Source organism: Pseudomonas sp. Con_6 (genome assembly GCF_059379395.1).
Genome location: NZ_CM182011.1, coordinates 6,853,571 through 6,873,863 on the forward strand (window position 1 = coordinate 6,853,571; position 20,293 = coordinate 6,873,863).

Consider the following 20,293-nt stretch of genomic DNA (forward strand, 5'->3'; position numbering starts at 1 on the left):
TCCTGCTCGGCGGCATGGGACTGGAAGGGGAAATGCCGCTCTCTTGATCGAGCACTCTACGGCATAGGCCCGGTGTGGAAAAAATAACGGTTTATGCCAGTTGGCTATATGTAAGGCATAAGCCACAACCCTGTGGGAGCGAGCTTGCTCGCGAACGGCCGCCTGCCTATGCTCGAATTTTCCTACAGCGACTTCTCCCATGATCGAACGACAGCTAAACCGCTTCAATCGACTGGAACTGCTCGGCGCCCCGACTCCGCTGGAAAAGGCCCGGCGCCTGAGCGAATGGACCGGCCGCGAGATCCACCTCAAGCGCGACGACCTCACTCCCCTCGCTCTCGGCGGCAACAAGCTGCGCAAACTTGAATACCTCGCCGCCGATGCCCTGGCCAAGGGTGCCGACACCCTGGTCACCGCCGGTGCGATCCAGTCCAACCACGTACGTCAGACCGCCGCCCTCGCCGCCCGCCTGGGTCTGGGCTGCGTGGCGCTGCTGGAAAACCCCATCGGCACCGACTCGGCCAGCTACCTGGAGAACGGCAACCGCCTGCTCCTCGACCTGTTCGATGCCAGGGTCGAGCTGGTGGACAACCTCGACAACGCCGACGAACAACTGCAGTCCCTTGCCGTGCGCCTGCACGCCAGCGGCCGCAAGCCATACATCGTGCCCATCGGCGGCTCCAACGCCCTCGGTGCCCTCGGCTACGTGCGCGCCGGCCTGGAACTGGCCGAGCAGATCGAGCACAGCGGCCGGCGCTTCGCCGGTGTCGTGCTCGCTTCCGGCAGCGCCGGCACCCATGCCGGGCTGGCCCTGGCGCTGGCCGAACGGCTGCCGGACCTGCCGGTGATCGGCGTCACCGTGTCGCGCAGCGAAGAAGCGCAGAAGCCCAAGGTCCAGGCCCTGGCCGAGCGTACCGCCGAGCTGCTGGAGGTCCGTGTACCGGACGCTTTCAACGTGCAGTTGTGGGACGAGTACTACGCACCACGCTACGGCGAAGCCAATGCCGGCGGCCTCGCCGCGGTGCGCCTGCTGGCCAGCCAGGAAGGCGTGCTGCTGGACCCGGTGTACACCGGCAAGGCCATGGCCGGACTGCTCGACGGCATCGCCCGGGAGCGCTTCGACGAAGGTCCGCTGATTTTTCTGCACACGGGCGGGGCGCCGGCATTATTCGCCTACCCTGATGTCTGTAAACGTTGAATCAGGTGCGGTTTCATAGCTCTTAAATACATAAGAAAATATTCTTTTATTATTTTTGAACCTATAAACCGCGCCCTATAGTCACCACCACTTTCACAACAAGACTGGGGACAGGGCATGACGATTTCCGTTTTCACCAAACGTATTCTCTCCATGGGTGCCGGCCTCGTGCTGGGCGCCAGCCTGCTCGGCCAGGCGGTTGCCGGCGAGCAGTTGCAGGACATCCAGAAAAAAGGCGTGATCAACGTCGGCCTGGAAGGTACCTACCCGCCGTTCAGCTTCGTCGACGAGAACGGCAAGCTCACCGGTTTCGAGGTCGAGCTGTCGGAGGCCCTGGCGCAAAAACTGGGGGTCAAGGCCAAGGTGCAGCCGACCAAGTGGGACGGCATCCTCGCCGCCCTGGAATCCAGGCGCCTGGACGTGGTGGTCAACCAGGTGACCATCTCCGACGAGCGCAAGAAGAAGTACGACTTCTCCGAGCCCTACACCGTGTCCGGTATCCAGGCGCTGATCCTGAAGAAAAAGGCGGCCGACCTGAAGATCAACGCCGCTGCGGACCTGGCTGGCAAGAAGGTCGGCGTGGGCCTGGGCACCAACTACGAACAGTGGGTAAAAAAGGACGTCCCGCAAGCCGACGTGCGCACCTACGAGGATGACCCGAGCAAGTTCGCCGACCTGCGCAACGGCCGCATCGACGCGATCCTGATCGACCGCCTGGCGGCCCTGGAGTACGCGCAGAAAGCCAAGGACACCGAACTGGCCGGCGCCGCCTTCTCGCGCCTGGAGTCCGGCATCGCACTGCGCAAGGGCGAACCGGAACTGCTCGCGGCGATCAACAAGGCGCTGGACGAACTGCGGGCTGACGGCACCCTGGCCAAGCTTTCGGAGAAATACTTCGGTGCCGATGTCACCAAATGATCGCTGAAAGCCTGCAACTCGTTGCCGACTCCACGCCCTTCCTGCTGAAGGGCGCTGGCTACACGGTGCTGCTCAGTGTCGGCGGCATGTTCTTCGGCCTGGTGCTGGGCTTTGCCCTGGCGCTGATGCGCTTGTCGAAGATCCTGCCGCTGGACTGGCTGGCACGCATCTACGTCTCCTTCTTCCGCGGCACGCCGCTGCTGGTGCAGTTGTTCGTGATCTATTTCGGCCTGCCGCAGATTGGCATCGAGCTCGATCCGATCCCGGCCTCGCTGATCGGCCTGTCGCTGAACATGGCCGCGTACATCTGCGAGATCCTCCGTGCGGCGATTTCCTCCATCGACCGTGGCCAGTGGGAAGCCGCCGCCAGCATCGGCATGACCCGCACCCAGGCGATGCGCCGGGCGATCCTGCCGCAGGCGCTGCGCACCGCCCTGCCGCCGCTGGGCAACAGCTTCATCTCGCTGGTCAAGGACACCGCCCTGGCCGCGACCATCCAGGTCCCCGAGCTGTTCCGCCAGGCTCAACTGATCACTGCGCGCACCTTCGAAGTGTTCACCATGTACCTCGCGGTGGCGGTCATCTACTGGATCCTCTGCAGCGTCCTCGCGCACTTCCAGCACCGCATGGAAGCGCGGGTCAACCGTCATGACCAGGAGCCGCAGCGATGATCCGCGTGCAACGCCTGAACAAGCAGTTCAACGGCCAGGCCGTGCTCAAGGACATCGACCTCAGCGTCGAACCCGGCGAGGTGATCGCCATCATCGGTCCCAGCGGCTCGGGCAAGACCACCTTCCTGCGCTGCCTCAACCTGCTGGAAACCCCGGACAGCGGCCTGATCCAGGTCGGCGACGTGGAGATCGACGCCAGCCGCCCGCTCAAGCAGCAGGGCGGGCTGATCCGCCGCCTGCGCCAGCAGGTGGGTTTCGTGTTCCAGAACTTCAACCTGTTCCCCCACCGCACCGCGCTGGAGAACGTGATCGAAGGCCCGCTGGTGGTGAAGAAGACGCCCCGCGAAAAGGCCGAGGCACTGGGCCGGCAGTTGCTGGCCAAGGTCGGCCTGGCGGGCAAGGAAGACTCATACCCACGGCGCCTGTCCGGTGGCCAGCAGCAGCGCGTGGCGATCGCCCGGGCCCTGGCGATGGAGCCGGAAGTGATCCTGTTCGACGAACCCACCTCGGCCCTCGATCCGGAGCTGGTCGGCGAAGTATTGGCGACCATCCGCGGCCTGGCCGAGGAGAAGCGCACCATGATCATCGTCACCCACGAGATGAACTTCGCCCGCGACGTGGCCAACCGGGTGATCTTCTTCGACAAGGGGGTGATCGTGGAGCAGAACGAAGCCAAGGCGCTGTTCGCCAATCCGCAGCATGAGCGGACCCGGCAGTTCCTCGGCAAGATCCTTGGTGGTTGAGGGCCTGCCCCAAGGTACGCATAGAGCATTCGACCTGCGTCTTCGGGCACAATGCCAGTAGTGATTCGCATTACTGCGGATCAGCCCTGGAATCGTCTGCAAGAAGGATCTCTATGAAGTGGCTCGTTTCACGCCCGGCACATTGGCTGGGCCTGCTGGTCTGCCTGCTCACCCTGAACCTGGCCCAGGCCGCCGAGGACGGCGGCGACAGGTCGGTCACGGTGGAAAAGGACGCCCGCCATTACCGCGTGCAAACCGATGGCAGCTACGACCTGCGCCATGAACTGGTCTTCCAGATCGAGGAAGAACGCGCAATCAAGACCACCGCGCAACAGTCCCTGCCCTACAACCGTACCCTGGAAACCCTTGAGGTGATCGAGGCGTACACGCAGAAGCCCGACGGCCGCAAGGTGACCGTCAGCGCCGAGCAGATCAAGGAACAGCAGCAACAGGCCTCGGCCGATGCGCCGATGTTTCTCGACAGCCTGGTCAAGGTGGTGATCTTCCCGGAAGTGGCCGTGGGCGACCGCCTGGTCCTGACCTACCAGCGCCACCGCAACACCGCGCTGTTCCCCGGCCAGTTCGAGGACACGGTATTCCCCTATATCTACCCGGTACGCCAGATGAGCGTGGTCTACGACTTGCCCGCCGACCTGGCGCTGCATGCCGATGACCGCGACTTCAAGCCGTCCACCCCGGCCGCAGACAGCGGGCGCAAGGTCTGGCGCTGGGACTACCAGCACGACGCGCAGCCGCGTGCGGAAATCGGTTCGGTGTCCTATGCCGACTACGGCCAGTACCTGGCGGTCTCGACCTTCGCCGACTACGCCGCCTTCGCCAGGGCCTACGCGGCGCGCTCGCAGTTCGAGGTGACCCCGGCCATCGCCGAACTGGCGAAATCCCTCACCACCGAAATCAAGGAGCCGCGCGCCAAGGCCCTGGTGCTGAGCGACTGGGTCCGCAAGAACGTGCGCTTCGTCGCCGTCTACATCGGTGCCGGCGGCGTGGTGCCGCATGCCGCCGAGACCGTGCTGAACAACCGCTACGGTGACTGCAAGGACCATGTCGCCCTGCTCGGCGCGCTGCTGGCGGCGGTGGACATCCACAGCACTCCGGCGCTGATCAACCTGGGCAACGCCTACCAGTTGCCGAAGGTGCCGACCCTTGGCGTGATCAACCACGCCATCACCTACGTCCCGAGCCTGGACCTGTACCTCGACCCGACCATGAAAGCCATCGCCGCCGGCTTCCTGCCGTTGCCGGACATGGACAAGCCGGTGGTGCTGGTCGACTCGGCCACCCTCGCCCACACGCCGAAAACCCAAGCCAACATCGTCAAGAGCCGCACCCTCTTCAGCATCAACGAGAACGGCGAAGCGGACTTCAGCAACGATTCGGATATCCAGGGCTGGGGCGCCGAGCTGAACCGCTACGGCCTGCGCAACATGGCCCCGGGCGAACGGGACATGCTGGTGCAGCGTATCCTCAGCACGTACAACCAGTCCGGCAACGGCCGCGTCGAAGGCAAGAAGCTGGACAAGCAGGGCCATGGCTTCCAACTGAAGATCAACGGCCACTCGCGCAACCTGGTCAACCTGCCGGGACCGATCGGCGTGCCGACCCTGAGCAGCTTCGCCGGCGGCATCGCGCAGAACGCCCAGGGCTTCATCAGCGAGAAATCGCGCAAGCAGGCGTTTCTCTGCGTCTCGAGCCGGACCGAGGAAGAAGCGCGCTTCGACTTCCCGGCCCAGGTGCAGATCATCGCAACGCCCAAGCCGGTGTCGCTCAAGGCGCACAACCTCGAGTACAGCGCCGACTACCGCCGCGAAGGCAACAGCGTAGTGGTGACCCGGCGCATGGACTTCCGCAACGACGGTTCGACCTGCACACCGGAGCAATTGCGCACGCTGATGCCGACCGTGGAAGCGCTGATCCGCGACCTCAACAGCCAGGTGATCGTGCAGCAAAGCTGAGGCCGGAGGGGTAAAACGGAAAAAAACGCGGCGATGACGTTTTTCAATGGCGTCGATGCCGCAATCCGCCTTGCCCCTTTGCCCGCCGTGCACGATTCTTGAGGGTATCTGCCGTTACAACAACCATCCCCCCATGCAGAGGGCCCGCAATGAAAACCGTGGCACAGCTATTGAAGTTGAAAGCGCAGCACGCGCAGCAGGTCTACACCATCGCCCCGCACCAGACAGTGCTGGAGGCGCTGATGGTCATGGCGGAAAAGAACGTCGGCGCCCTGCCGGTGGTCGAGGGCGGCAAGGTGGTGGGCATCGTCAGTGAGCGCGACTATGCGCGCAAGATGGTGCTCAAGGGGCGCTCGTCGGTGGGCACCGAGGTGCGCGAGATCATGAGTTCGCCGGTGATCACCGTGGACTCGCACCAGAACGTCGAAACCTGCATGACCATGATGACCGACAGTCACCTGCGCCACCTGCCGGTGGTGGAAAACGGGCAACTGCTCGGCCTGCTGTCGATCGGTGACCTGGTCAAGGAGTCCATCGCCGCGCAGGCCGAGATGATTCGTCAGCTGGAAGGCTACATTCGCGGCGACTGACGGGTTACCTGTACTCGCCTTCCAGCTCGTCGAGCTGATGATCGAAACTGCGCAACCGCGCCGACCAGGTGTACACCAGCACTTCGAGGTCGCGGTTGAGCACCGCAGCACCACGGCGCGAACTCTGTTGCGAATCGCAGAGGTCGAGCTGGTAGCGCTCGCGGGCCATGGCCGTCGCCACGCTGGACAGCTCGCGGGCATTGTTCAACCAGTGGCGATGGTGATCATGGATTTCCTGGTCGAGCTCCTGACACTGCGCCTTCAAGGCTTCCAGGCTGCGTTCCAGCGGCGTGCCCTCAAGCTCGCCCATGACTTCCTGGAATGTCCGCCCAGGCTGCCAATAGCTGCCCCAGAAATACCGGTCGAACACCGTTTCCACGCGGCGCAGGGCGACTTTGGTATTCCAGATCGCCACCAGCGTTCGCCCCTGTTCCAGCTGGCGGCGACGCACCCTGAGCAGTTGCCAGCGTATCCACGCCAGCGCGCTCAGGGCGAGGGCCGCGATCAGGCCGGCGGCGCCATAAAGGAACTGGCGAGCCTGCTCGAGCTGGTGAACTTCCCTGACTCCGTAGAAATAACCGGTGGTCAGCAGGCCCAAGGCTGTCACGGCAGCCCAGAAGCCAACGGCATAGGGGTCTTTCATTGGCGCTGTCCCCTTGTTGTTTTTTTCTGAGCATAGCAACGCCAATGGGGGACATCAGGTGCCGCTCAGCGTTTATTTCTGAGGGCGACGTTGAGTTGATCGATGGTCATGATCCAGTCCGAATCGGCAATGTATTCGGCCTTGAGAAACGCCCGCTGGCTTTCGCTCCAGAACGGCGCGTCGACCAGCTTGATTTCGTTCTTGAGCGGGGAGTGACTGGTGAGGAATTGCTGGATGCTGGTGGCATCGGAGGGCAGGCCGAGTTGTTCGAACAGGACGGAAAACTCGTGGTGGGACAGGTCCATGATTCACTCCTTGGGCTGGGGTTACCAAGGGATTGAGTGCCTTGGGGAGTGAAAGTTTAGGTCAAGACGTCTGCTGTGCTCTTGAGGGCCTCATCGCGGGCAACGCCCGCTCCCACAGGTCCTGAGTACACCGCCGGACCTTGTGGGAGCGGGCGTTGCCCGCGATTGGGCCTACCAGCCGCCGCCAAGAGCCAGGAACAATCCCACCTGCCCCATCGCCACCTGGGTATTGGCCATCGCCAGTTGCCCACGCATCTCGGTATAGGTCCGGGTCGCTTCCAGATCGGCCAGGAACGACGCCCGTCCCGCCTGATAGAAGCGATGCGTCTGGTCCGCCGCCAGCTTCGCCGAACGCTCGGCATCCTCCAGCGCCTCACGCCGGTCCAGCAACGCGCTGTACTGCGCCAGGCTGGTCTGGGTCTCGCGGATGGCGTTGAGCACCACCCCGTCGAAATTCGCCAGCGCCGCCTGGGTGCTCGCCTCCGCCTCGCGGATTCGCGCCCGCGAGCCGTTGGTCGGCACGGTCCAGGTCAGCAGCGGGCCGAAGCCCCAGCGGTTGGTCGCCGGCTTGCCGAGGTTTTCCAGGATACCGATGGTGCCCACCTGGGCACCGATGCTGATGTCCGGATACAGCTGACCGGTAGCGACGCCAATGGTCGCGGTGGCCGCCGCCAGTTGCCGTTCGGCGCGACGCACATCAGGCCGGCGCTTGAGCAGCGCGGCACCATCGCCCACCGGCAGCAACTGGGCGATATGCGGCAGCTCGGCGCAATCGGCAGTGCCCGCCGGCAGTTGATCGACCGGCTTGGCGAGGAGCATCGACAGGGTGTACAGGCCCGCCTCCCGGGCCGCCTGGAAACGCGGCAGCTCGGCACGCAACGACTTGAAACGGGTCTCGGAACGGGTCACCTGGGTCTCATCGCCGCGCCCGGCATCGCGCAGGCGCGCGGTCAGGCTGACGCTCTGCTCCTGCAGGTCCAGCGACTCGCGGGCGATATGGTATTCCTCGTTTGCCGCACACACCTGGGTGTAGGCCCGCACCACGTCGGCGACCACGGTGATCCGCGCGGTATCCGCCGCCGCCTGCACCGCGTCGGCATTGGCCTGGGCCGCCTCGACGCCGCGCTTGAGGGTGCCCCACAGGTCGAACTGGTACGAGGCACTGAAGATCGCCTCGCCGATGTTCGCCACCGGTACCTTCTCCGGCAGCAGGAAGGCTTCGCCGGACTCCTGCAGACGCTGCGCCCCCAGCTTCACGCCGCCATTGAAACCGCCCTGGGCTTCGGCTTCCTCGACCTGGGCACGGGCCCGGGCGATGTTGGCCGCGGCCACGCGTAGCTCGCTGTTGGCCGCCAGCGCCTGATTGACCAGTCTGTCGAGGCGGTCATCGCGGTATAGCCGCCACCAGTCCTTCGGCACCGGCGCCGAGACTACGCTGTCGGCATCGGCGCGCAACTGGCCTTGCAGGTCGCCACGATTGAAGGCGGACTTTTCCGGCAGGTGGTAATCCGGCCCGACCATCTGGCAGGCCGACAGCATCAGGCTGATGCCCAACAGCGACAGCCTTTTCATTGCGCCTTGTCCTCGATGATCGACACCGTGGCCGTCCGCCCGGCGATCAGGCGGAAGTCCGCTGGCACTTCGTCGAAGGCGATGCGTACCGGAATCCGCTGGGCCAGGCGTACCCAGCTGAACGCCGGGTTGACGTTGGGCAGCAGGTTGGCGCCGCTGCTGCGGTCACGGTCCTCGATGCCGGCGGCGATGCTCTGCACATGGCCGCGCAGGCGGGTGTTGTCGCCCATCACGCGGATATCCACGGCCTGGCCGACCTGGATGCCGGACAGCTTGGTTTCCTCGAAGTAGCCATCAACGTGGTACGACTCACTGTCCACCACCGCCAGCACTGGCCGTCCGGCACTGACGAACTCGTGGGCACGCGGCGCACGGTCGTTGAGGTAGCCGTTGACCGGGCTGCGCACCACCGAGCGGTCCAGGTTCAGCTGTGCAGCGTCCACCGCCACCTGGGCCTCATCCAGTGCCGACTGGGCGCGGGCCTGGCGCGACTGGCTCTCTTCCAGTTGCTCGGCGGCGACCAGATTGCCCAGGCCCTTGTTGCGCTTGGTCTCGCGCTGCGCCTGGGCCAGGGTTTCCTTGCGCTCGGCCAGGGTGGCCTGGGCGTGACGCAGGGCCAACCTGAAGCGGTCCTGGTCGACGGTGAACAGCACATCGCCGCGCTTGATCGGCTGGTTGTCGCGCACCGCAACGTCCTGGATCAGCCCGGACACGTCCGGCGCCACCTGGATCACATCGGCGCGGATATGTCCGTCGCGGGTCCAGGGGGCGAACATGTAGTACAGGACCATCTGCCAGACCAGCACGGTCGCCAGGGTCACTACCAGCAGCGTCAGGACCACTTGGCCCAGGGTCAACAAAGGTTTTTTCATGGCAGCATCAGGCTTCGGCAAAAGTGGTCCACCGTGCCAAGCAGCACGGCATAGAGAGCAACGTTGAACAACGCCCGGTGCCAGACCAGGCGGTAGAAATGCACGCGGTTGAGCACCGCATGGATGCCGAGGAACAGCACGTAGCTGGCCAGCATCATCACCAGCAGCGTGGGCAGGAATACCCCGCTGATATCCAGTTCACCGATCACAGCGGGGCTCCGTCGAGGCCAAAGGGCAGTTGCGGTGGGTCAGTAGGTTCGAGCACCACCTCGACACCCGGCAGCAGCGCCAGGCGCAGGCCGCTGAGGGCGTGCAGCAGGTGCAGGCGGGCATCGCCGTGGCCGTCCATGCTTTGCATGTTCAGCGCACGCCGGGCCAGCTCCATGCTGCCCAGCAGCGCGGCGGGCGCGTGCAGACGCTCGCCGGCGTCGAGGCAGGCCTGAAAATGCCCGCCGACCTCCTCGATGACCTTCTCCAGCGCCGCTCGCGGTTGCGCTGCGGCACGCGGCAGGTAGGCCAGCAGGTCGAGCAGGTTGAGGCCCACGCGCAGGTCGCGCAGGGCGCCGCCGCTGTCCTGGCCGGTCTGGCTGAGGCGTGGCAGGTGCTGCATCAGGCGGTCGAGCATCTGCACGCCAAGGTGGCGGTGTTCAGCGAGGGTGGCCGGCTGGGTCATGCCGACGATGTCGCGCCAGCTGAAGCGGGTCAGGCGGCGTGCCGCCAGCTCGACGCCGAACGGGCGCATCACCAGGGTCCAGATGAAGGCGAACAGCAAGCCCACGGGGCCGGCGATATTGGCGTTGATGAAGGCCAGGAAGTCCGCATCGTAGGCACCCTGGATGCTGATGAACGAGGCGGTATTGACGATGGTCAGCAAGGTGCCGAGGTAGAAGCGCGGCTGCACGGTGAGGGTGCCGACGCAGATGAAGGGGATGGCGAAGGCCAGCACCAGCATCGGGAAGTCATGCAGGTTGGGCAGCACGAGGAACAGGTACAGGCTGGCGAACACCACCGACAGCGTGGTCCAGAAGAAGAAGCGGTAGATCTGCGGCGCCGGGTCGTCCATCGCCGCGAAGAAGCTGCAGGCTACGGCGGCGAGGATCACCGCGCTGGCGCCGTCGGCCCAGCCGGTGAGGATCCACAGGGTAATGGCGACAACGATGGCGCTGAAGGTGGAGAACACCGAGTAGAGCATCAGGCCGCGGTCGAAGAACGGCGTCAGGCGACTCAGACGCCAGTGCCGGTACACCGCGCGCCAGGGCGACAGGTCTTCGCGGGCGATGGCGTGCTTGAGGCTGCAGCAGTCCTGCCACAGGTCGATCCATTCGCCGAGGCGATAGAGGGCGTTGGACATCAGTAGACCCGGGCGCTCGTCCAGTTCGGCGGTACTCGGCTGCAAGCGCTCGAGCTGCTCGCGCAGGGCCGACCAGCGCGCTACCGAGGCATCCTCGGCGGTTGATTGCAGCCATTCCCGGCATTGCTCCAGCAAGCCCTTGATCGCCTCGGCCTGCTGCGGCGCGCGGCCTTCGAGGGCGAGCAAGGCGTCGTCGAGGGCATCGATCACCGGCAGCAGGTGGATCATGCGTCCACGCAGCTCGCGGGCGTTCTTCACCGTCTGCGGCCGCGCGCCTTCGTGGGACAACTGGCCGATCATCATTTCCAGGGAGTTGAAGGTAGTCACCATGGAGGCGCGCAGTCCGCCGACGGTGTCGGGAGTGGCGGTACGGGCGAGAAAGGTGTCGCTGTAACGGATCGCCTCGGCGAACCAGCTGCCGGTGGCGCCGACGAACACCGGGGTCAGCCGGCGAGGCCAGAAGATCGCCCCGACCACGGCGGCGCAGACGATACCCAGGCAGATTTCCTGGGCCCGCGACGACGCGATGTCGAACACCGCCAGCGGGTTGTCCACCACCGGCAGGGCGATCATCGGCAGGGTGTAGCCGGCGAGCATCAGGGTGTAGCTGTTGGCGGTGCGCAGGTGCAGGGAAAGGAACAGCAGCGTCGCGGTCCACAGGGCCACGGCGACGGTCAACAGCACCGGCGCCTGCACCAGCATGGGCACCAGGAAGATTGCCCCGGCAGCGCCGAGCAGCGTGCCCAAGGCGCGATACAACGCCTTGGAACTGGTAGGGCCAACGAAGGGGCTGGAGACGATGTACACGGTGGCCATCGCCCAATAGGGACGCGGCAGTTGCAGGAGCAAGGCGATGTACAGAGCGATCATCGACGCGGCGAAGGTGCGCACGCCGTAGAACCAGTCGCGGGCCGGCGGCATGGAGCTGAAGAAGCCTTTCACAGGGGCAGTCCTGGCGAACGCTGGGCGGCGTCTTCGAAGGCTTTCACCACCCGCAGCGCGGCTTCCAGGTCAGAGGCGGAAATGTCCTTGAGCACGTCGCGGCGCAGGCGTACCAGCTCGCCTTCGATAGCTTCGGCCAGTTCGCGGCCCTTGTCGGTCAGGCACAGCGCCTTGGCGCGGCGGTCACCTGGGTCCTCGGTGCGGCAGACCAAGCCTGCGTTGCACAACTGGTCGAGAAGGCGAACCAGAGACGGGCTTTCCACCCCTACCGCCTGGGCTACGGCGACCTGATGCACGCCGTCGCCGAGGCGCAGGATCATCAACAGCGGCACCGCGCAGGCTTCGGAAATGCCGAAGCGCGCCAGGGTGGTCTGGCAGATGCGCCGCCAGTTGCGGCTGGCCATCACCATGCCGCTGCTGGTGTTCAGTTGGAGGGCGTCGAGCGTCATGAGAGGGGTCGCGATCATATTCATAGTTTGCTAACTATCAATATTCTTCCATCACGGCGGGAGCGTCAATAGCCACCAATCTTTTGCCTGCACCGGCCTCAAGGCCGCAACTGATCTTCCAGCTTCATCGTCAACGCCAACGGACTCCCCAACCCGATCGCCTGGTCGCGCCAGAACAGATAACGCAGTTCGTTACCCATATCCTGGAAATGCAGCGCCAGTTCCTCCGCCGCCTGCACTACCCCGGCCACCGCCGCCAGTTCCAGCCAGTAGACCCCTGCCCGGCTGTCCGCCGTCACCTGCTGCCCATGCAACAGACGATACCCGGCCTCGAACCGGCAGCGCGCATCGCCCCGCTGAGCCCCGCGCAGGAACCATTCGCAGGCCAGGCCAAGGTCGACCCGCCAGGGGTTTGGCTCATCCTCGCTGTCGCAGGTCTCCTCCTCGAAGAGATCCCCCAGCGCCGCTGCGGCTTGCGCCAGTCCGGCTTCGAAGGCATGGCGGTAATACTCGGCAGCACTGGCGTAGGAAACATCCACACCCTTGCCGAAGTAGTACTGCTGACCCAGGTTGAACCAGGCCACCGCACTCCCCTGCAACGCCGCCATGCGCAGCAGATGCCCGGCCAGTACCGGATCGGCGCGCCAATAGCGACCATTCAGCCAGATCCAGCCCAGGTCGTTGAGTGCCGCCACGCTACCGTCCAACGCCTGCGCGCGCAGGTCAGCGTAGACCTGCTGCAGGTCCGGCGCTTCGTCCAGCAGGCTGACCAGGCTGAAGCTCTCCCCCAGCGCCGCTCGTTGTGCCGGCATGCCGACGCCGGTGTACAGCCGGCGCACCTGGGCGCGCCCCGGCGCCGGGACGACGCGCTCGGGCAACAGGCGCCCGAGCAGAGAATAGATATTGCTGGCAGCAGACATGTTCATCCTCATTGAACCGCCCTCCCTCTTGGTGTCCTTGTGGGCGATGAGGCGTGATTCTGCGCAGCGCCACGACAAAACCTGTCGCGAACGCGTTCGTCGGGGCAATTCAACGGTTCGTCCCTGAAGTGGGTAAATTAATGGCAAATTGCCATATGATGTCGCTGACTACCTGCGACCGCCGCAAGCCTAGACAAGGACTCACCGTTTTGCCCTCCGCCACCACCCGTGCCACCCTCAGTCGTCAATGGGAACTGCTGCGCCAACTGCCCAGCCGCTCCCCCGGCATCACCACCGCGGAGCTGGTGATGCGCCTCAAGGACGCCGGTTTCAACATCAGCAAGCGCAGCATCGAGCGCGATCTCAACGAGCTGTCGCTGATCTTTCCGCTGGAGCGCAACGACCGCAGCATTCCTTATGGTTGGTACTGGGCAGCGAATGCTTGCGTAGAGTTGCGTGGGCTTAGCGTGAGCGAAGCCTTGAGCCTGGCCCTGGTGGAAGAAGCCGTGCGTCCGCTACTGCCGGGCAGCATGCTCAAGGGCCTGGATGCACGTTTCGCCCATGCGCGGCAGAAGCTCGAGACCCTGTCGTCGGAAAACAAGGCGGCGCGCTGGCTGGACAAGGTCGCCAGCGTGCATCCGGAACTGAACATGCGCGCCCCCGAGGTGCCGGACAGCATCCTCGAAACCGTGCAGAAGGCCTTGCTCGAAGAGCATCAGTTGCAATGCCTGTACTACTCGGCGCACAACGACCGCACTGTCGAGCTGACCCTGGATCCGCTGGCGCTGATCCAGCGTGGGCAGGTCGCCTACCTGATCGCAACGGCACAACCGTACACCGATATCCGCCAGTTCGCAGTGCACCGTTTCCGTCAGTTGAGCGTGCTGGACAGCCCGGCCAAGGGCCTGGACGAATTCGACCTGCAGCACTACCTGCGTAGCGACGCCCTGCAGTTCGGCAGCGCGGAGAAGATCGAGCTGCATGCCTGGATCAGCGACAACCTGGCCCGCCTGATGCGCGAGACCCCGCTGTCGCCGGACATGCAACTCACCGACCTGGAGCACGGCCATCGCCTGCAGGCCACCGTCAGCAACAGCTGGAGCCTGCGCTGGTGGCTGCTGAGCAAGGGCGATGAGCTGATCGTCGAGCAGCCGGCGGCGTTGCGCCAACTGATCGCCACGACCCTGAGCAACGCCGCGGCGCAGTACAGCGATTAACGCTGCATGCCCCAGCGGCGCACGGTCACCCGTTCCAGGGCGTTGAACACCAGTCCTTCCACCAGCAGGCCGATAAGGATCACCACCGCAAGGCCGGCGAACACCTTATCGGTGTACAGCTCGTTGCGATTCTGAAAGATGTACCAGCCCAGCCCGCCCTTGCCGCTGGTGGCGCCAAACACCAGTTCGGCAGCGATCAGCGTGCGCCAGGCGAAGGCCCAGCCGATCTTGAGCCCCGACAGGATCGACGGCAGCGCCGCCGGCACCAGGATGTGCACGACCAGGCGCAGTCCGCGCAGGCCATAGTTGCGCCCGGCCATGCGCAGGGTGTCGCCGACGCCGCGAAAACCGGCGTAGGTATTCAGCGCCAGCGCCCACAGCACCGAATGCACCAGGACGAAGATCAGGCTGTTCTCGCCCAGGCCGAACCACAGCAGCGCCAGCGGCAGCAGGGCGATGGCCGGCAGCGGGTTGAACATCGAGGTCAGGGTGTCGAGCAGGTCGCGGCCGATCTGGGTCGAAACCGCCAGGCTGGTCAGGCCGAAGGCCAGGACGATGCCCAGCACATAGCCCTTGAGCAACACCACCAGGGACACGCCGACCTTGGCCGGCAGTTCGCCGCTGACCAGGCCGTCGAACAGCGCCCGGGCGGTTTGCAGGAAGGTCGGCAGCAGCAGGTCGTTGCCCTGATAGCGGGCGGCGATCTCCCAGAGGATCGCCAGCACGACCAGGATCACGCTCTTGCGCAGCCAGCCGTGCTGCCACAGGCGCTGCAGCAGCGGCAGCTCGCGCTCCAGGGCGACGCCGTCCCAGGGCTCGAGCACGACTTCGTACTCCTGGCGTGGAGTGGATGGGGTAGTCATGACGAAGCTCCCGTCAGTAGGCGATGCGGATGTCGTTGAAGTCCAGCGCGGCCTCGGCGGGCGGTTGCTGGCCATCTTCGAACAACAGGCTGTGGATACGCCGCGCACTGGCCTGGAAATCGGCGCCGCCGAGGCTGTGCAGGTCGTACTGATGGCTATGGATCTCCGCCCGCACCCGGCCCGGATGGGGCGAGAGCAGGAGGATGCGGTTGCCCACCACCAGCGCTTCCTCGATAGAGTGAGTGACGAACAGCAGGGTGAATTTCACCTCGTCCCACAGCGCCAGCAGTTCTTCCTGCATCTTGCGCCGGGTCAGGGCGTCGAGGGCGGCGAAGGGTTCGTCCATCAGCAGGATCTTCGGCTGCATGGCCAGCGCCCGGGCAATCGATACCCGCGCCTTCATGCCGCCGGACAAGGTGTGCGGGTAGGCGTCGGCGAAGGCTGCCAGGCCGACCTTTTCCAGGTACTCCAGCGCCCGCTGCTCGGCCTCGGCTCGCTTGAGGGTGCCGGACACCAGCAGCGGGAACATGACGTTCTGCTTCACCGTCTTCCACGGCGGCAACTGGTCGAACTCCTGGAACACCACGATGCGATCCGGCCCCGGGCCGTGCACCGCTTGGCCTTGCAGGCGAATGCTGCCTTCGCTCGGCTCGATGAAGCCTGCGACCGCCTTGAGCAAGGTCGACTTGCCGCAGCCGGAAGGCCCGAGCAGGACGAAGCGATCGCCCTTGTCCACTTCGAAACTGACCTGGTGGGTGGCCCGCACCACACGCTGCGCGGTGCGGTATTCCAGGCTGAGGTTGTCCACCTGCAACAGCGGTGGGGTGTCTACGCGGCTCAGCTTGCTGGCCGTGTGGCCTTGCAGGTGGGCGGTCATGGAATCAGCTCCCCTGAAGCGGCTTTTCATCCTGGAAGAAGTAGTCCTTCCACGACTCGGGCTTGTGCTTGATGGCGCCGACCCGGTAGAGGAATTCCGCCAGCGGGTAGGTGTTCTTCGGCGTGACGGTGAACTCGTATTTCGGGCTGTCGATGATCTTCAGCAGTTCTTCGCGGCTGATCTTGGCCTTGGTTACACGGATGTAGGTGTCGGCAGCGGCCGCCTTGTCCTTCTGGGCGAAGTCCGCCGCCTCGGCCAGGGCGTCGACGAAGGCTTTGTAGGTCTTCGGGTTGTCCTTGCGGAATTTCTCGGTGGTGAACAGCACCGTCGGTGAGTTGGGGCCGAGCAGTTCGTAGGTATCGAGGACCACGTGCACGTCCTTGTTGGCCAACGCCTGCTCCTGGAACGGCGGGTTGGAGAAGTGGCCATTGAGCTCGGTGCCGCCGGCGATCAGCGCCGCGGTGGCATCCGGGTGCGGCACGGCGATGGTGTACTTGTCGAGACGGTTGAATTCCTTGTCGCCCCACTGCTTGGCGGCGGCGTACTGGAGGAAGCGCGACTGCACCGACACGCCCACCGCCGGCAGGGCGATGCGGTCCTTCTCGCTGATGTCGGCGATGGTCTTCACGTTCGGGTTGCTGCTCAGCAGGTAGTACGGGAAGTTGCCCAGCGAAGCCACGGCCTTGACGTTCTGCCGGCCGTAGGTGCGGTCCCAGATGGTCAGCAGCGGGCCGACGCCGGCACCGACGATGTCCACCGAACCGGACAGCAGCGCATCGTTGGTGGCCGCACCACCGGACAGCTGGGTCCAGTCGACCTTGATGTCGATGCCCTGCTCCTTGCCGTGCTTCTCGATCAGGTGCTGGTCGCGGACCACGTTGAGCAACAGGTAGACGATGCCGAACTGTTCGGCGATGCGGATTTCGCCTTCGGCGTGGGCGGTGGCCGGGGCCACGAGGCTACCGGCAATCAGGCTGGCGCTCAGGCCGATACCGGCCGCAAGGCGGCTGAGTGTTTTGCGCATGTTGGATTCCTCGGCGGATCAAAACGGGGCGTCGCCCTGGATGGTGGTGCGGTACAGCTTGCGACGCAGGTGCGCCGGGCAGCCGGTGGCGAGGTGGATCAGCGAACGGTTGTCCCAGAACACCAGGTCATGGGGGCGCCACTGATGGCGGTAGATGTTCTGCTCCAGCACGCTGTGGGCGTATAGCTCGGCGAGGATCTGCCGGCTTTCGTCTTCGGGCAGGCCGACGATGCGGGTAGTGAAGCCTTCGCTGACGAACAGCGCCTTGCGGCCGTTTTCCGGGTGGGTGCGGACCACCGGATGGATCACTTCGGCCACCTGCGCCAGTTGCTCGGCGGTCAGGGTCGGGCGCCAGTTGCCCTCGAATTTGGTCTCGCTGTAGCGCGCGGTGTAGGAATGCGCCGCCTGACGACCTTCGACCGCCTTGCGCAGCGCCTCGGGCAGGCCGTCCCAGGCCTTGTGCATGTCGGCGAACAGGGTGTCGCCGCCTTCGCTGGGTAGCTCCTGGGCGTGCAGCATGGAGCCCAGGCTTGGCAGTTCCTTGTACGACAGGTCCGAGTGCCAGAACTTCCCGGCATCGCCCAGGCCGATGTTCTGGCCGTTCTCGATGATGTTGGAGACGATGAGGATTTCCGGGTGGTTGGCCAGCAGGAACTGCTTGAGCACATGGATCTGCAGCACGCCGAAGCGGCGGCTGAAGGCGATCTGTTGTTCGGGGGTGATGCGCTGGTCGCGCAAGACCAGGACATGGTGGTCGAGGTGGGCCCGGTGGATGCGGGTGAAGTCCTCGCCGTTGACCGGGCGGGTAAGGTCCAGGCCGATGATCTCGGCGCCGACCGCGCCGTCGAATGGCCGAATCTGGAAATCTTGCTGCTGTGCACCGTCGATGGACGACAAGGCGTTGGAGGCCGCTGACATGTTTCAACTCCCGCGAAGAGCGCGACCAGGGGTGCGCGCGTCGATCAGAAACTCACGGTTTCGCCGTGTGGGTTCGTGTTCGTGCGGCGCGCCGATTGGTCGGCAGGTACGCAGGAGTAAAACTTTAAAGGAATAAGAAAAATTATTTAAATATCTTTAACGCATAACAATATGTGGGTTTCAAGGTGTGGCCTTACCGGCCTCATCGCCGGCAAGCCGGCTCCCACAGGGTCCTGAGCCAGCCTCTGGACCTGTGTACGACGCGGACCCTGTGGGAGCTGGCTTGCCAGCGATGAGGCCGGAACAGACACTCAAGACGTTGCCTGAAGAGCAGCCAGCAACAGCCGCTGATAGATCTCTTCCTTCAACCCCTCCGGCGTCTCCAGCCCCATCCGCGCCAGTTGCGCCGGCCAGTCCTGCGCCGGTGGCGCATCCAGCGCCGCCTTGCCAAGCTCCAGTACCTCGCTCAGCTTGAACTTGCTCTTCAACCAGTTCAGCGCCCGCAACAGATCCCGTTCCTCCGCAGTGAAATCACACCCCAGCGGATACTCCGGGAACAACCTTGCATGCCGCTCACGCAATCCCGCCAGGCGCTGCGGAGTGTTATCGCGATAACGCGCATCGAGCTGGAACTCCGCCGGCAGCTTGCCGGCCTTCTGCGCCTCGGCCTGCAAATGCGGCTGGAAGCGCGAGTCACTGATCGCCAGCAATCGCGCGATCACCTCGGCGTCGGTCTGCCCACGCAGGTCGGCGATGCCGTACTCGGTCACCACCACGTCACGCAGGTGCCGGGGAATGGTGCAGTGGCCATAGTCCCAGACGATGTTCGAACTCACCTCGCCGCCCGCCTCGCGCCACGAGCGCAGCAGCAGGATCGAGCGTGCCCCTTCCAGCGCATGGCCCTGGGCGACGAAGTTGTACTGCCCGCCCACTCCGCTGAGCACCCGCCCGTCTTCCAGCTGGTCGGCGACCCCGGCGCCCATCAGGGTCATGGTGAACACCGTATTGATAAAGCGCGCATCGCGACGCTGCAGGCGCTTGAGCGACTCCTGGCCGTAGAGTTCGTTGATGAAGCTGATCGCGCCCATGGCGATGCGACCGCGCACCTCCATCGGCAGCTCGCGCAGGCGCTGGTAGAACGCCTGCGGCCCGAGGAAGAACCCACCGTGCACCAGCACGCCGTCATTGCTGCCTGACGCACCCTCCAGGGCGGCCTGCTGACGCACCTCGTCGGCATACACCGCCCGCCGTACGATTCCCGCCTCCAGCAGCGCCAGCAAGCCGTTGACGAACATCTCGCTGCAACCGTAGAGCCCGTGGGCAAACGGCATTACCCCGCCCTCGCGCTCGATCAGCACCTGCCACGGCGACAGGTCGAGCTCACCGAGCAAAGCCTGGTAACCCGGATTGTCCGCCTGCCGCGCCAGCAACGCCGCGGCCAGTGCATCGCCCATGGCGCCGATGCCGATCTGCAGGGTGCCGCCATCGCGCACCAGGGTGCTGGCATGCAGGCCGATCAGGTGGTCCTGAATGCCCACCGGCATGTTCGGTGTGGAAAACAGCCGGGTGCGCTCGGGTTCGTCGATCAGCAGGTCGAAATCCTCCTGCGGCAGCTCGGCGGTGCCGGGCATGTACGGCAGTTCGCTGTGCACCTGGCCGAGCAGCAGGATGGTCTCGCCGGCGGCGCGACGCCGCTCGATCATCGGCAGCAGGTCGAGGGTGATATCGGGGTTGCAGCTCAGGCTCAGGTGGTCGGGACGCGAAGGGTCCTCGGCGACGATCTGCGCGATGAGGTTCAGGCCCTTGGCGTTGATGTCCCGCGCCGCATGGCTGTAGTTGCTGCTGACGTAGTCCTGCTGCGCCTGCTCGCTGTGCAGGAGGCTGCCGGGCTGGAGGAAGAACTGCTCGACACGGATGTTCGCCGGCAACTGGCTGGCGCGCAGGTCGTGGAGGAAATCCAGTTCGGGATAGTCGGCGAACACTCGTTCGACGAAGGGTTCGAGGAAACGCCGCTGCAGGCCGTCACCCAGCTCCGGCCGGCCCAGGCACAGCGCCGTGTAGATCGTCAGGCGCCGCTCGGGCAGCTCGCGCACCCGCGCATACAACGCGTTGACGAAGCGGTTGGGTTTGCCCAGCCCCAGCGGCAGGCCCATGTGGATATGCGCCGGCAAGCGCGCCAGCACCTCTTCTACCGCGTCCTCGATCGAATGCCTGCGCACGCTGCCGTCTCCCGATGGTGCCCGTTGA

Annotated in this window: 20 protein-coding genes; 7 read left to right on the forward strand and 13 right to left on the reverse strand. The window is 64.9% G+C overall.

Annotated features, from left to right (window positions below; genetic code table 11):
* Positions 1 to 199 precede the first annotated feature (199 nt).
* The 6 genes from AC5QPF_RS31030 to AC5QPF_RS31055 all read left to right on the forward strand — a co-directional run bounded on the left by AC5QPF_RS31030 (position 200) and on the right by AC5QPF_RS31055 (position 6,093).
* Positions 200 to 1,198: a D-cysteine desulfhydrase gene (locus AC5QPF_RS31030; RefSeq protein WP_494961374.1), complete on the forward strand. Its 999-nt coding sequence runs from the start codon at positions 200 to 202 to the stop codon at positions 1,196 to 1,198.
* Between the two features lie 117 nt (positions 1,199 to 1,315).
* Complete coding sequence (gene tcyJ / locus AC5QPF_RS31035) at positions 1,316 to 2,116, forward strand: cystine ABC transporter substrate-binding protein (RefSeq protein ID WP_494961375.1); 801 nt, start codon at positions 1,316 to 1,318, stop codon at positions 2,114 to 2,116.
* Positions 2,113 to 2,787, forward strand: a complete 675-nt coding sequence (tcyL, locus tag AC5QPF_RS31040) for a cystine ABC transporter permease (protein WP_330072763.1) — start codon at positions 2,113 to 2,115, stop codon at positions 2,785 to 2,787. Before tcyJ ends, tcyL begins: the two co-directional genes overlap by 4 nt.
* Positions 2,784 to 3,530 (forward strand): L-cystine ABC transporter ATP-binding protein TcyN, encoded by a 747-nt coding sequence (gene tcyN, locus AC5QPF_RS31045; RefSeq protein ID WP_494961376.1) that lies wholly within the window; start codon positions 2,784 to 2,786, stop codon positions 3,528 to 3,530. The genes tcyL and tcyN overlap by 4 nt, the downstream gene beginning before the upstream one ends.
* Positions 3,531 to 3,643: 113 nt before the next feature.
* The gene (locus AC5QPF_RS31050) at positions 3,644 to 5,503 is read left to right on the forward strand and encodes a DUF3857 domain-containing protein (protein ID WP_494961377.1); all 1,860 of its coding nucleotides are present in this window, start codon (positions 3,644 to 3,646) and stop codon (positions 5,501 to 5,503) included.
* 149 nt (positions 5,504 to 5,652) lie between these two features.
* Positions 5,653 to 6,093 carry a CBS domain-containing protein gene (locus AC5QPF_RS31055; RefSeq protein WP_494961378.1) on the forward strand — a complete coding sequence of 147 codons (441 nt, stop codon included), beginning with the start codon at positions 5,653 to 5,655 and terminating at the stop codon, positions 6,091 to 6,093.
* 4 nt (positions 6,094 to 6,097) lie between these two features.
* On the opposite strand, the gene AC5QPF_RS31060 is transcribed toward AC5QPF_RS31055, so the two are convergent.
* From AC5QPF_RS31060 to AC5QPF_RS31095, 8 genes are all read right to left on the reverse strand, one after another.
* Entirely contained in the window at positions 6,098 to 6,736 is a 639-nt protein-coding gene (locus AC5QPF_RS31060) for an NADH:ubiquinone oxidoreductase subunit N (protein ID WP_494961379.1), read from the reverse strand.
* Between the two features lie 65 nt (positions 6,737 to 6,801).
* The gene (locus AC5QPF_RS31065; RefSeq protein ID WP_494961380.1) at positions 6,802 to 7,041 is read right to left on the reverse strand and encodes a DUF2789 family protein; all 240 of its coding nucleotides are present in this window, start codon (positions 7,039 to 7,041) and stop codon (positions 6,802 to 6,804) included.
* Positions 7,042 to 7,212: 171 nt separating this feature from the next.
* Entirely contained in the window at positions 7,213 to 8,613 is a 1,401-nt protein-coding gene (locus tag AC5QPF_RS31070) for an efflux transporter outer membrane subunit (protein WP_494961381.1), read from the reverse strand.
* Positions 8,610 to 9,485: an efflux RND transporter periplasmic adaptor subunit gene (locus tag AC5QPF_RS31075; RefSeq protein ID WP_494961382.1), complete on the reverse strand. Its 876-nt coding sequence runs from the start codon at positions 9,483 to 9,485 to the stop codon at positions 8,610 to 8,612. Before AC5QPF_RS31075 ends, AC5QPF_RS31070 begins: the two co-directional genes overlap by 4 nt.
* A complete protein-coding gene (locus AC5QPF_RS31080) occupies positions 9,482 to 9,694 on the reverse strand; it encodes a DUF1656 domain-containing protein (RefSeq protein WP_458979666.1) in 213 nt (70 codons plus the stop codon). The genes AC5QPF_RS31075 and AC5QPF_RS31080 overlap by 4 nt, the downstream gene beginning before the upstream one ends.
* The gene (locus AC5QPF_RS31085; protein ID WP_494961383.1) at positions 9,691 to 11,778 is read right to left on the reverse strand and encodes an FUSC family protein; all 2,088 of its coding nucleotides are present in this window, start codon (positions 11,776 to 11,778) and stop codon (positions 9,691 to 9,693) included. The genes AC5QPF_RS31080 and AC5QPF_RS31085 overlap by 4 nt, the downstream gene beginning before the upstream one ends.
* Entirely contained in the window at positions 11,775 to 12,227 is a 453-nt protein-coding gene (locus AC5QPF_RS31090) for a MarR family transcriptional regulator (RefSeq protein ID WP_494961384.1), read from the reverse strand. The genes AC5QPF_RS31085 and AC5QPF_RS31090 overlap by 4 nt, the downstream gene beginning before the upstream one ends.
* A 98-nt stretch (positions 12,228 to 12,325) precedes the next feature.
* Positions 12,326 to 13,147, reverse strand: a complete 822-nt coding sequence (locus AC5QPF_RS31095; protein WP_494961385.1) for a tetratricopeptide repeat protein — start codon at positions 13,145 to 13,147, stop codon at positions 12,326 to 12,328.
* A gap of 209 nt (positions 13,148 to 13,356) precedes the next feature.
* Here AC5QPF_RS31095 and AC5QPF_RS31100 point away from each other — a divergent pair, with 209 nt between their 5' ends.
* Positions 13,357 to 14,364, forward strand: a complete 1,008-nt coding sequence (locus AC5QPF_RS31100; RefSeq protein WP_494961386.1) for a WYL domain-containing protein — start codon at positions 13,357 to 13,359, stop codon at positions 14,362 to 14,364.
* On the opposite strand, the gene AC5QPF_RS31105 is transcribed toward AC5QPF_RS31100, so the two are convergent.
* The 5 genes from AC5QPF_RS31105 to AC5QPF_RS31125 all read right to left on the reverse strand — a co-directional run bounded on the left by AC5QPF_RS31105 (position 14,361) and on the right by AC5QPF_RS31125 (position 20,199).
* Positions 14,361 to 15,227 (reverse strand): ABC transporter permease subunit, encoded by an 867-nt coding sequence (locus tag AC5QPF_RS31105; RefSeq protein ID WP_494961387.1) that lies wholly within the window; start codon positions 15,225 to 15,227, stop codon positions 14,361 to 14,363. The two genes, AC5QPF_RS31100 and AC5QPF_RS31105, sit on opposite strands and share 4 nt — an antisense overlap.
* A 13-nt stretch (positions 15,228 to 15,240) precedes the next feature.
* The gene (locus tag AC5QPF_RS31110) at positions 15,241 to 16,104 is read right to left on the reverse strand and encodes an ATP-binding cassette domain-containing protein (protein WP_494961388.1); all 864 of its coding nucleotides are present in this window, start codon (positions 16,102 to 16,104) and stop codon (positions 15,241 to 15,243) included.
* Between the two features lie 4 nt (positions 16,105 to 16,108).
* Positions 16,109 to 17,128, reverse strand: coding sequence for an ABC transporter substrate-binding protein (locus tag AC5QPF_RS31115; protein WP_494961389.1), 1,020 nt, complete (start codon positions 17,126 to 17,128; stop codon positions 16,109 to 16,111).
* Between the two features lie 18 nt (positions 17,129 to 17,146).
* Positions 17,147 to 18,046 carry a TauD/TfdA family dioxygenase gene (locus AC5QPF_RS31120; protein WP_494961390.1) on the reverse strand — a complete coding sequence of 300 codons (900 nt, stop codon included), beginning with the start codon at positions 18,044 to 18,046 and terminating at the stop codon, positions 17,147 to 17,149.
* A gap of 311 nt (positions 18,047 to 18,357) precedes the next feature.
* Entirely contained in the window at positions 18,358 to 20,199 is a 1,842-nt protein-coding gene (locus tag AC5QPF_RS31125; protein ID WP_494964282.1) for an acetyl-CoA hydrolase/transferase C-terminal domain-containing protein, read from the reverse strand.
* Positions 20,200 to 20,293 lie beyond the last annotated feature (94 nt).

Coding starts and splice junctions, on each gene's coding strand:
- tcyJ (WP_494961375.1), top strand. CDS start 1,316: ATGACGATTTCCGTTTTCACCAAACGTATTCTCTCCATGGGTGCCGGC.
- AC5QPF_RS31090 (WP_494961384.1), bottom strand. CDS start 12,227: ATGACGCTCGACGCCCTCCAACTGAACACCAGCAGCGGCATGGTGATG.
- AC5QPF_RS31065 (WP_494961380.1), bottom strand. CDS start 7,041: ATGGACCTGTCCCACCACGAGTTTTCCGTCCTGTTCGAACAACTCGGC.
- AC5QPF_RS31050 (WP_494961377.1), top strand. CDS start 3,644: ATGAAGTGGCTCGTTTCACGCCCGGCACATTGGCTGGGCCTGCTGGTC.
- AC5QPF_RS31055 (WP_494961378.1), top strand. CDS start 5,653: ATGAAAACCGTGGCACAGCTATTGAAGTTGAAAGCGCAGCACGCGCAG.
- AC5QPF_RS31125 (WP_494964282.1), bottom strand. CDS start 20,199: ATGGGCCTGCCGCTGGGGCTGGGCAAACCCAACCGCTTCGTCAACGCG.
- tcyL (WP_330072763.1), top strand. CDS start 2,113: ATGATCGCTGAAAGCCTGCAACTCGTTGCCGACTCCACGCCCTTCCTG.
- AC5QPF_RS31030 (WP_494961374.1), top strand. CDS start 200: ATGATCGAACGACAGCTAAACCGCTTCAATCGACTGGAACTGCTCGGC.
- AC5QPF_RS31060 (WP_494961379.1), bottom strand. CDS start 6,736: ATGAAAGACCCCTATGCCGTTGGCTTCTGGGCTGCCGTGACAGCCTTG.
- AC5QPF_RS31120 (WP_494961390.1), bottom strand. CDS start 18,046: ATGTCAGCGGCCTCCAACGCCTTGTCGTCCATCGACGGTGCACAGCAG.
- AC5QPF_RS31110 (WP_494961388.1), bottom strand. CDS start 16,104: ATGACCGCCCACCTGCAAGGCCACACGGCCAGCAAGCTGAGCCGCGTA.
- AC5QPF_RS31095 (WP_494961385.1), bottom strand. CDS start 13,147: ATGTCTGCTGCCAGCAATATCTATTCTCTGCTCGGGCGCCTGTTGCCC.
- AC5QPF_RS31115 (WP_494961389.1), bottom strand. CDS start 17,128: ATGCGCAAAACACTCAGCCGCCTTGCGGCCGGTATCGGCCTGAGCGCC.
- AC5QPF_RS31105 (WP_494961387.1), bottom strand. CDS start 15,227: ATGACTACCCCATCCACTCCACGCCAGGAGTACGAAGTCGTGCTCGAG.
- AC5QPF_RS31075 (WP_494961382.1), bottom strand. CDS start 9,485: ATGAAAAAACCTTTGTTGACCCTGGGCCAAGTGGTCCTGACGCTGCTG.
- tcyN (WP_494961376.1), top strand. CDS start 2,784: ATGATCCGCGTGCAACGCCTGAACAAGCAGTTCAACGGCCAGGCCGTG.
- AC5QPF_RS31070 (WP_494961381.1), bottom strand. CDS start 8,613: ATGAAAAGGCTGTCGCTGTTGGGCATCAGCCTGATGCTGTCGGCCTGC.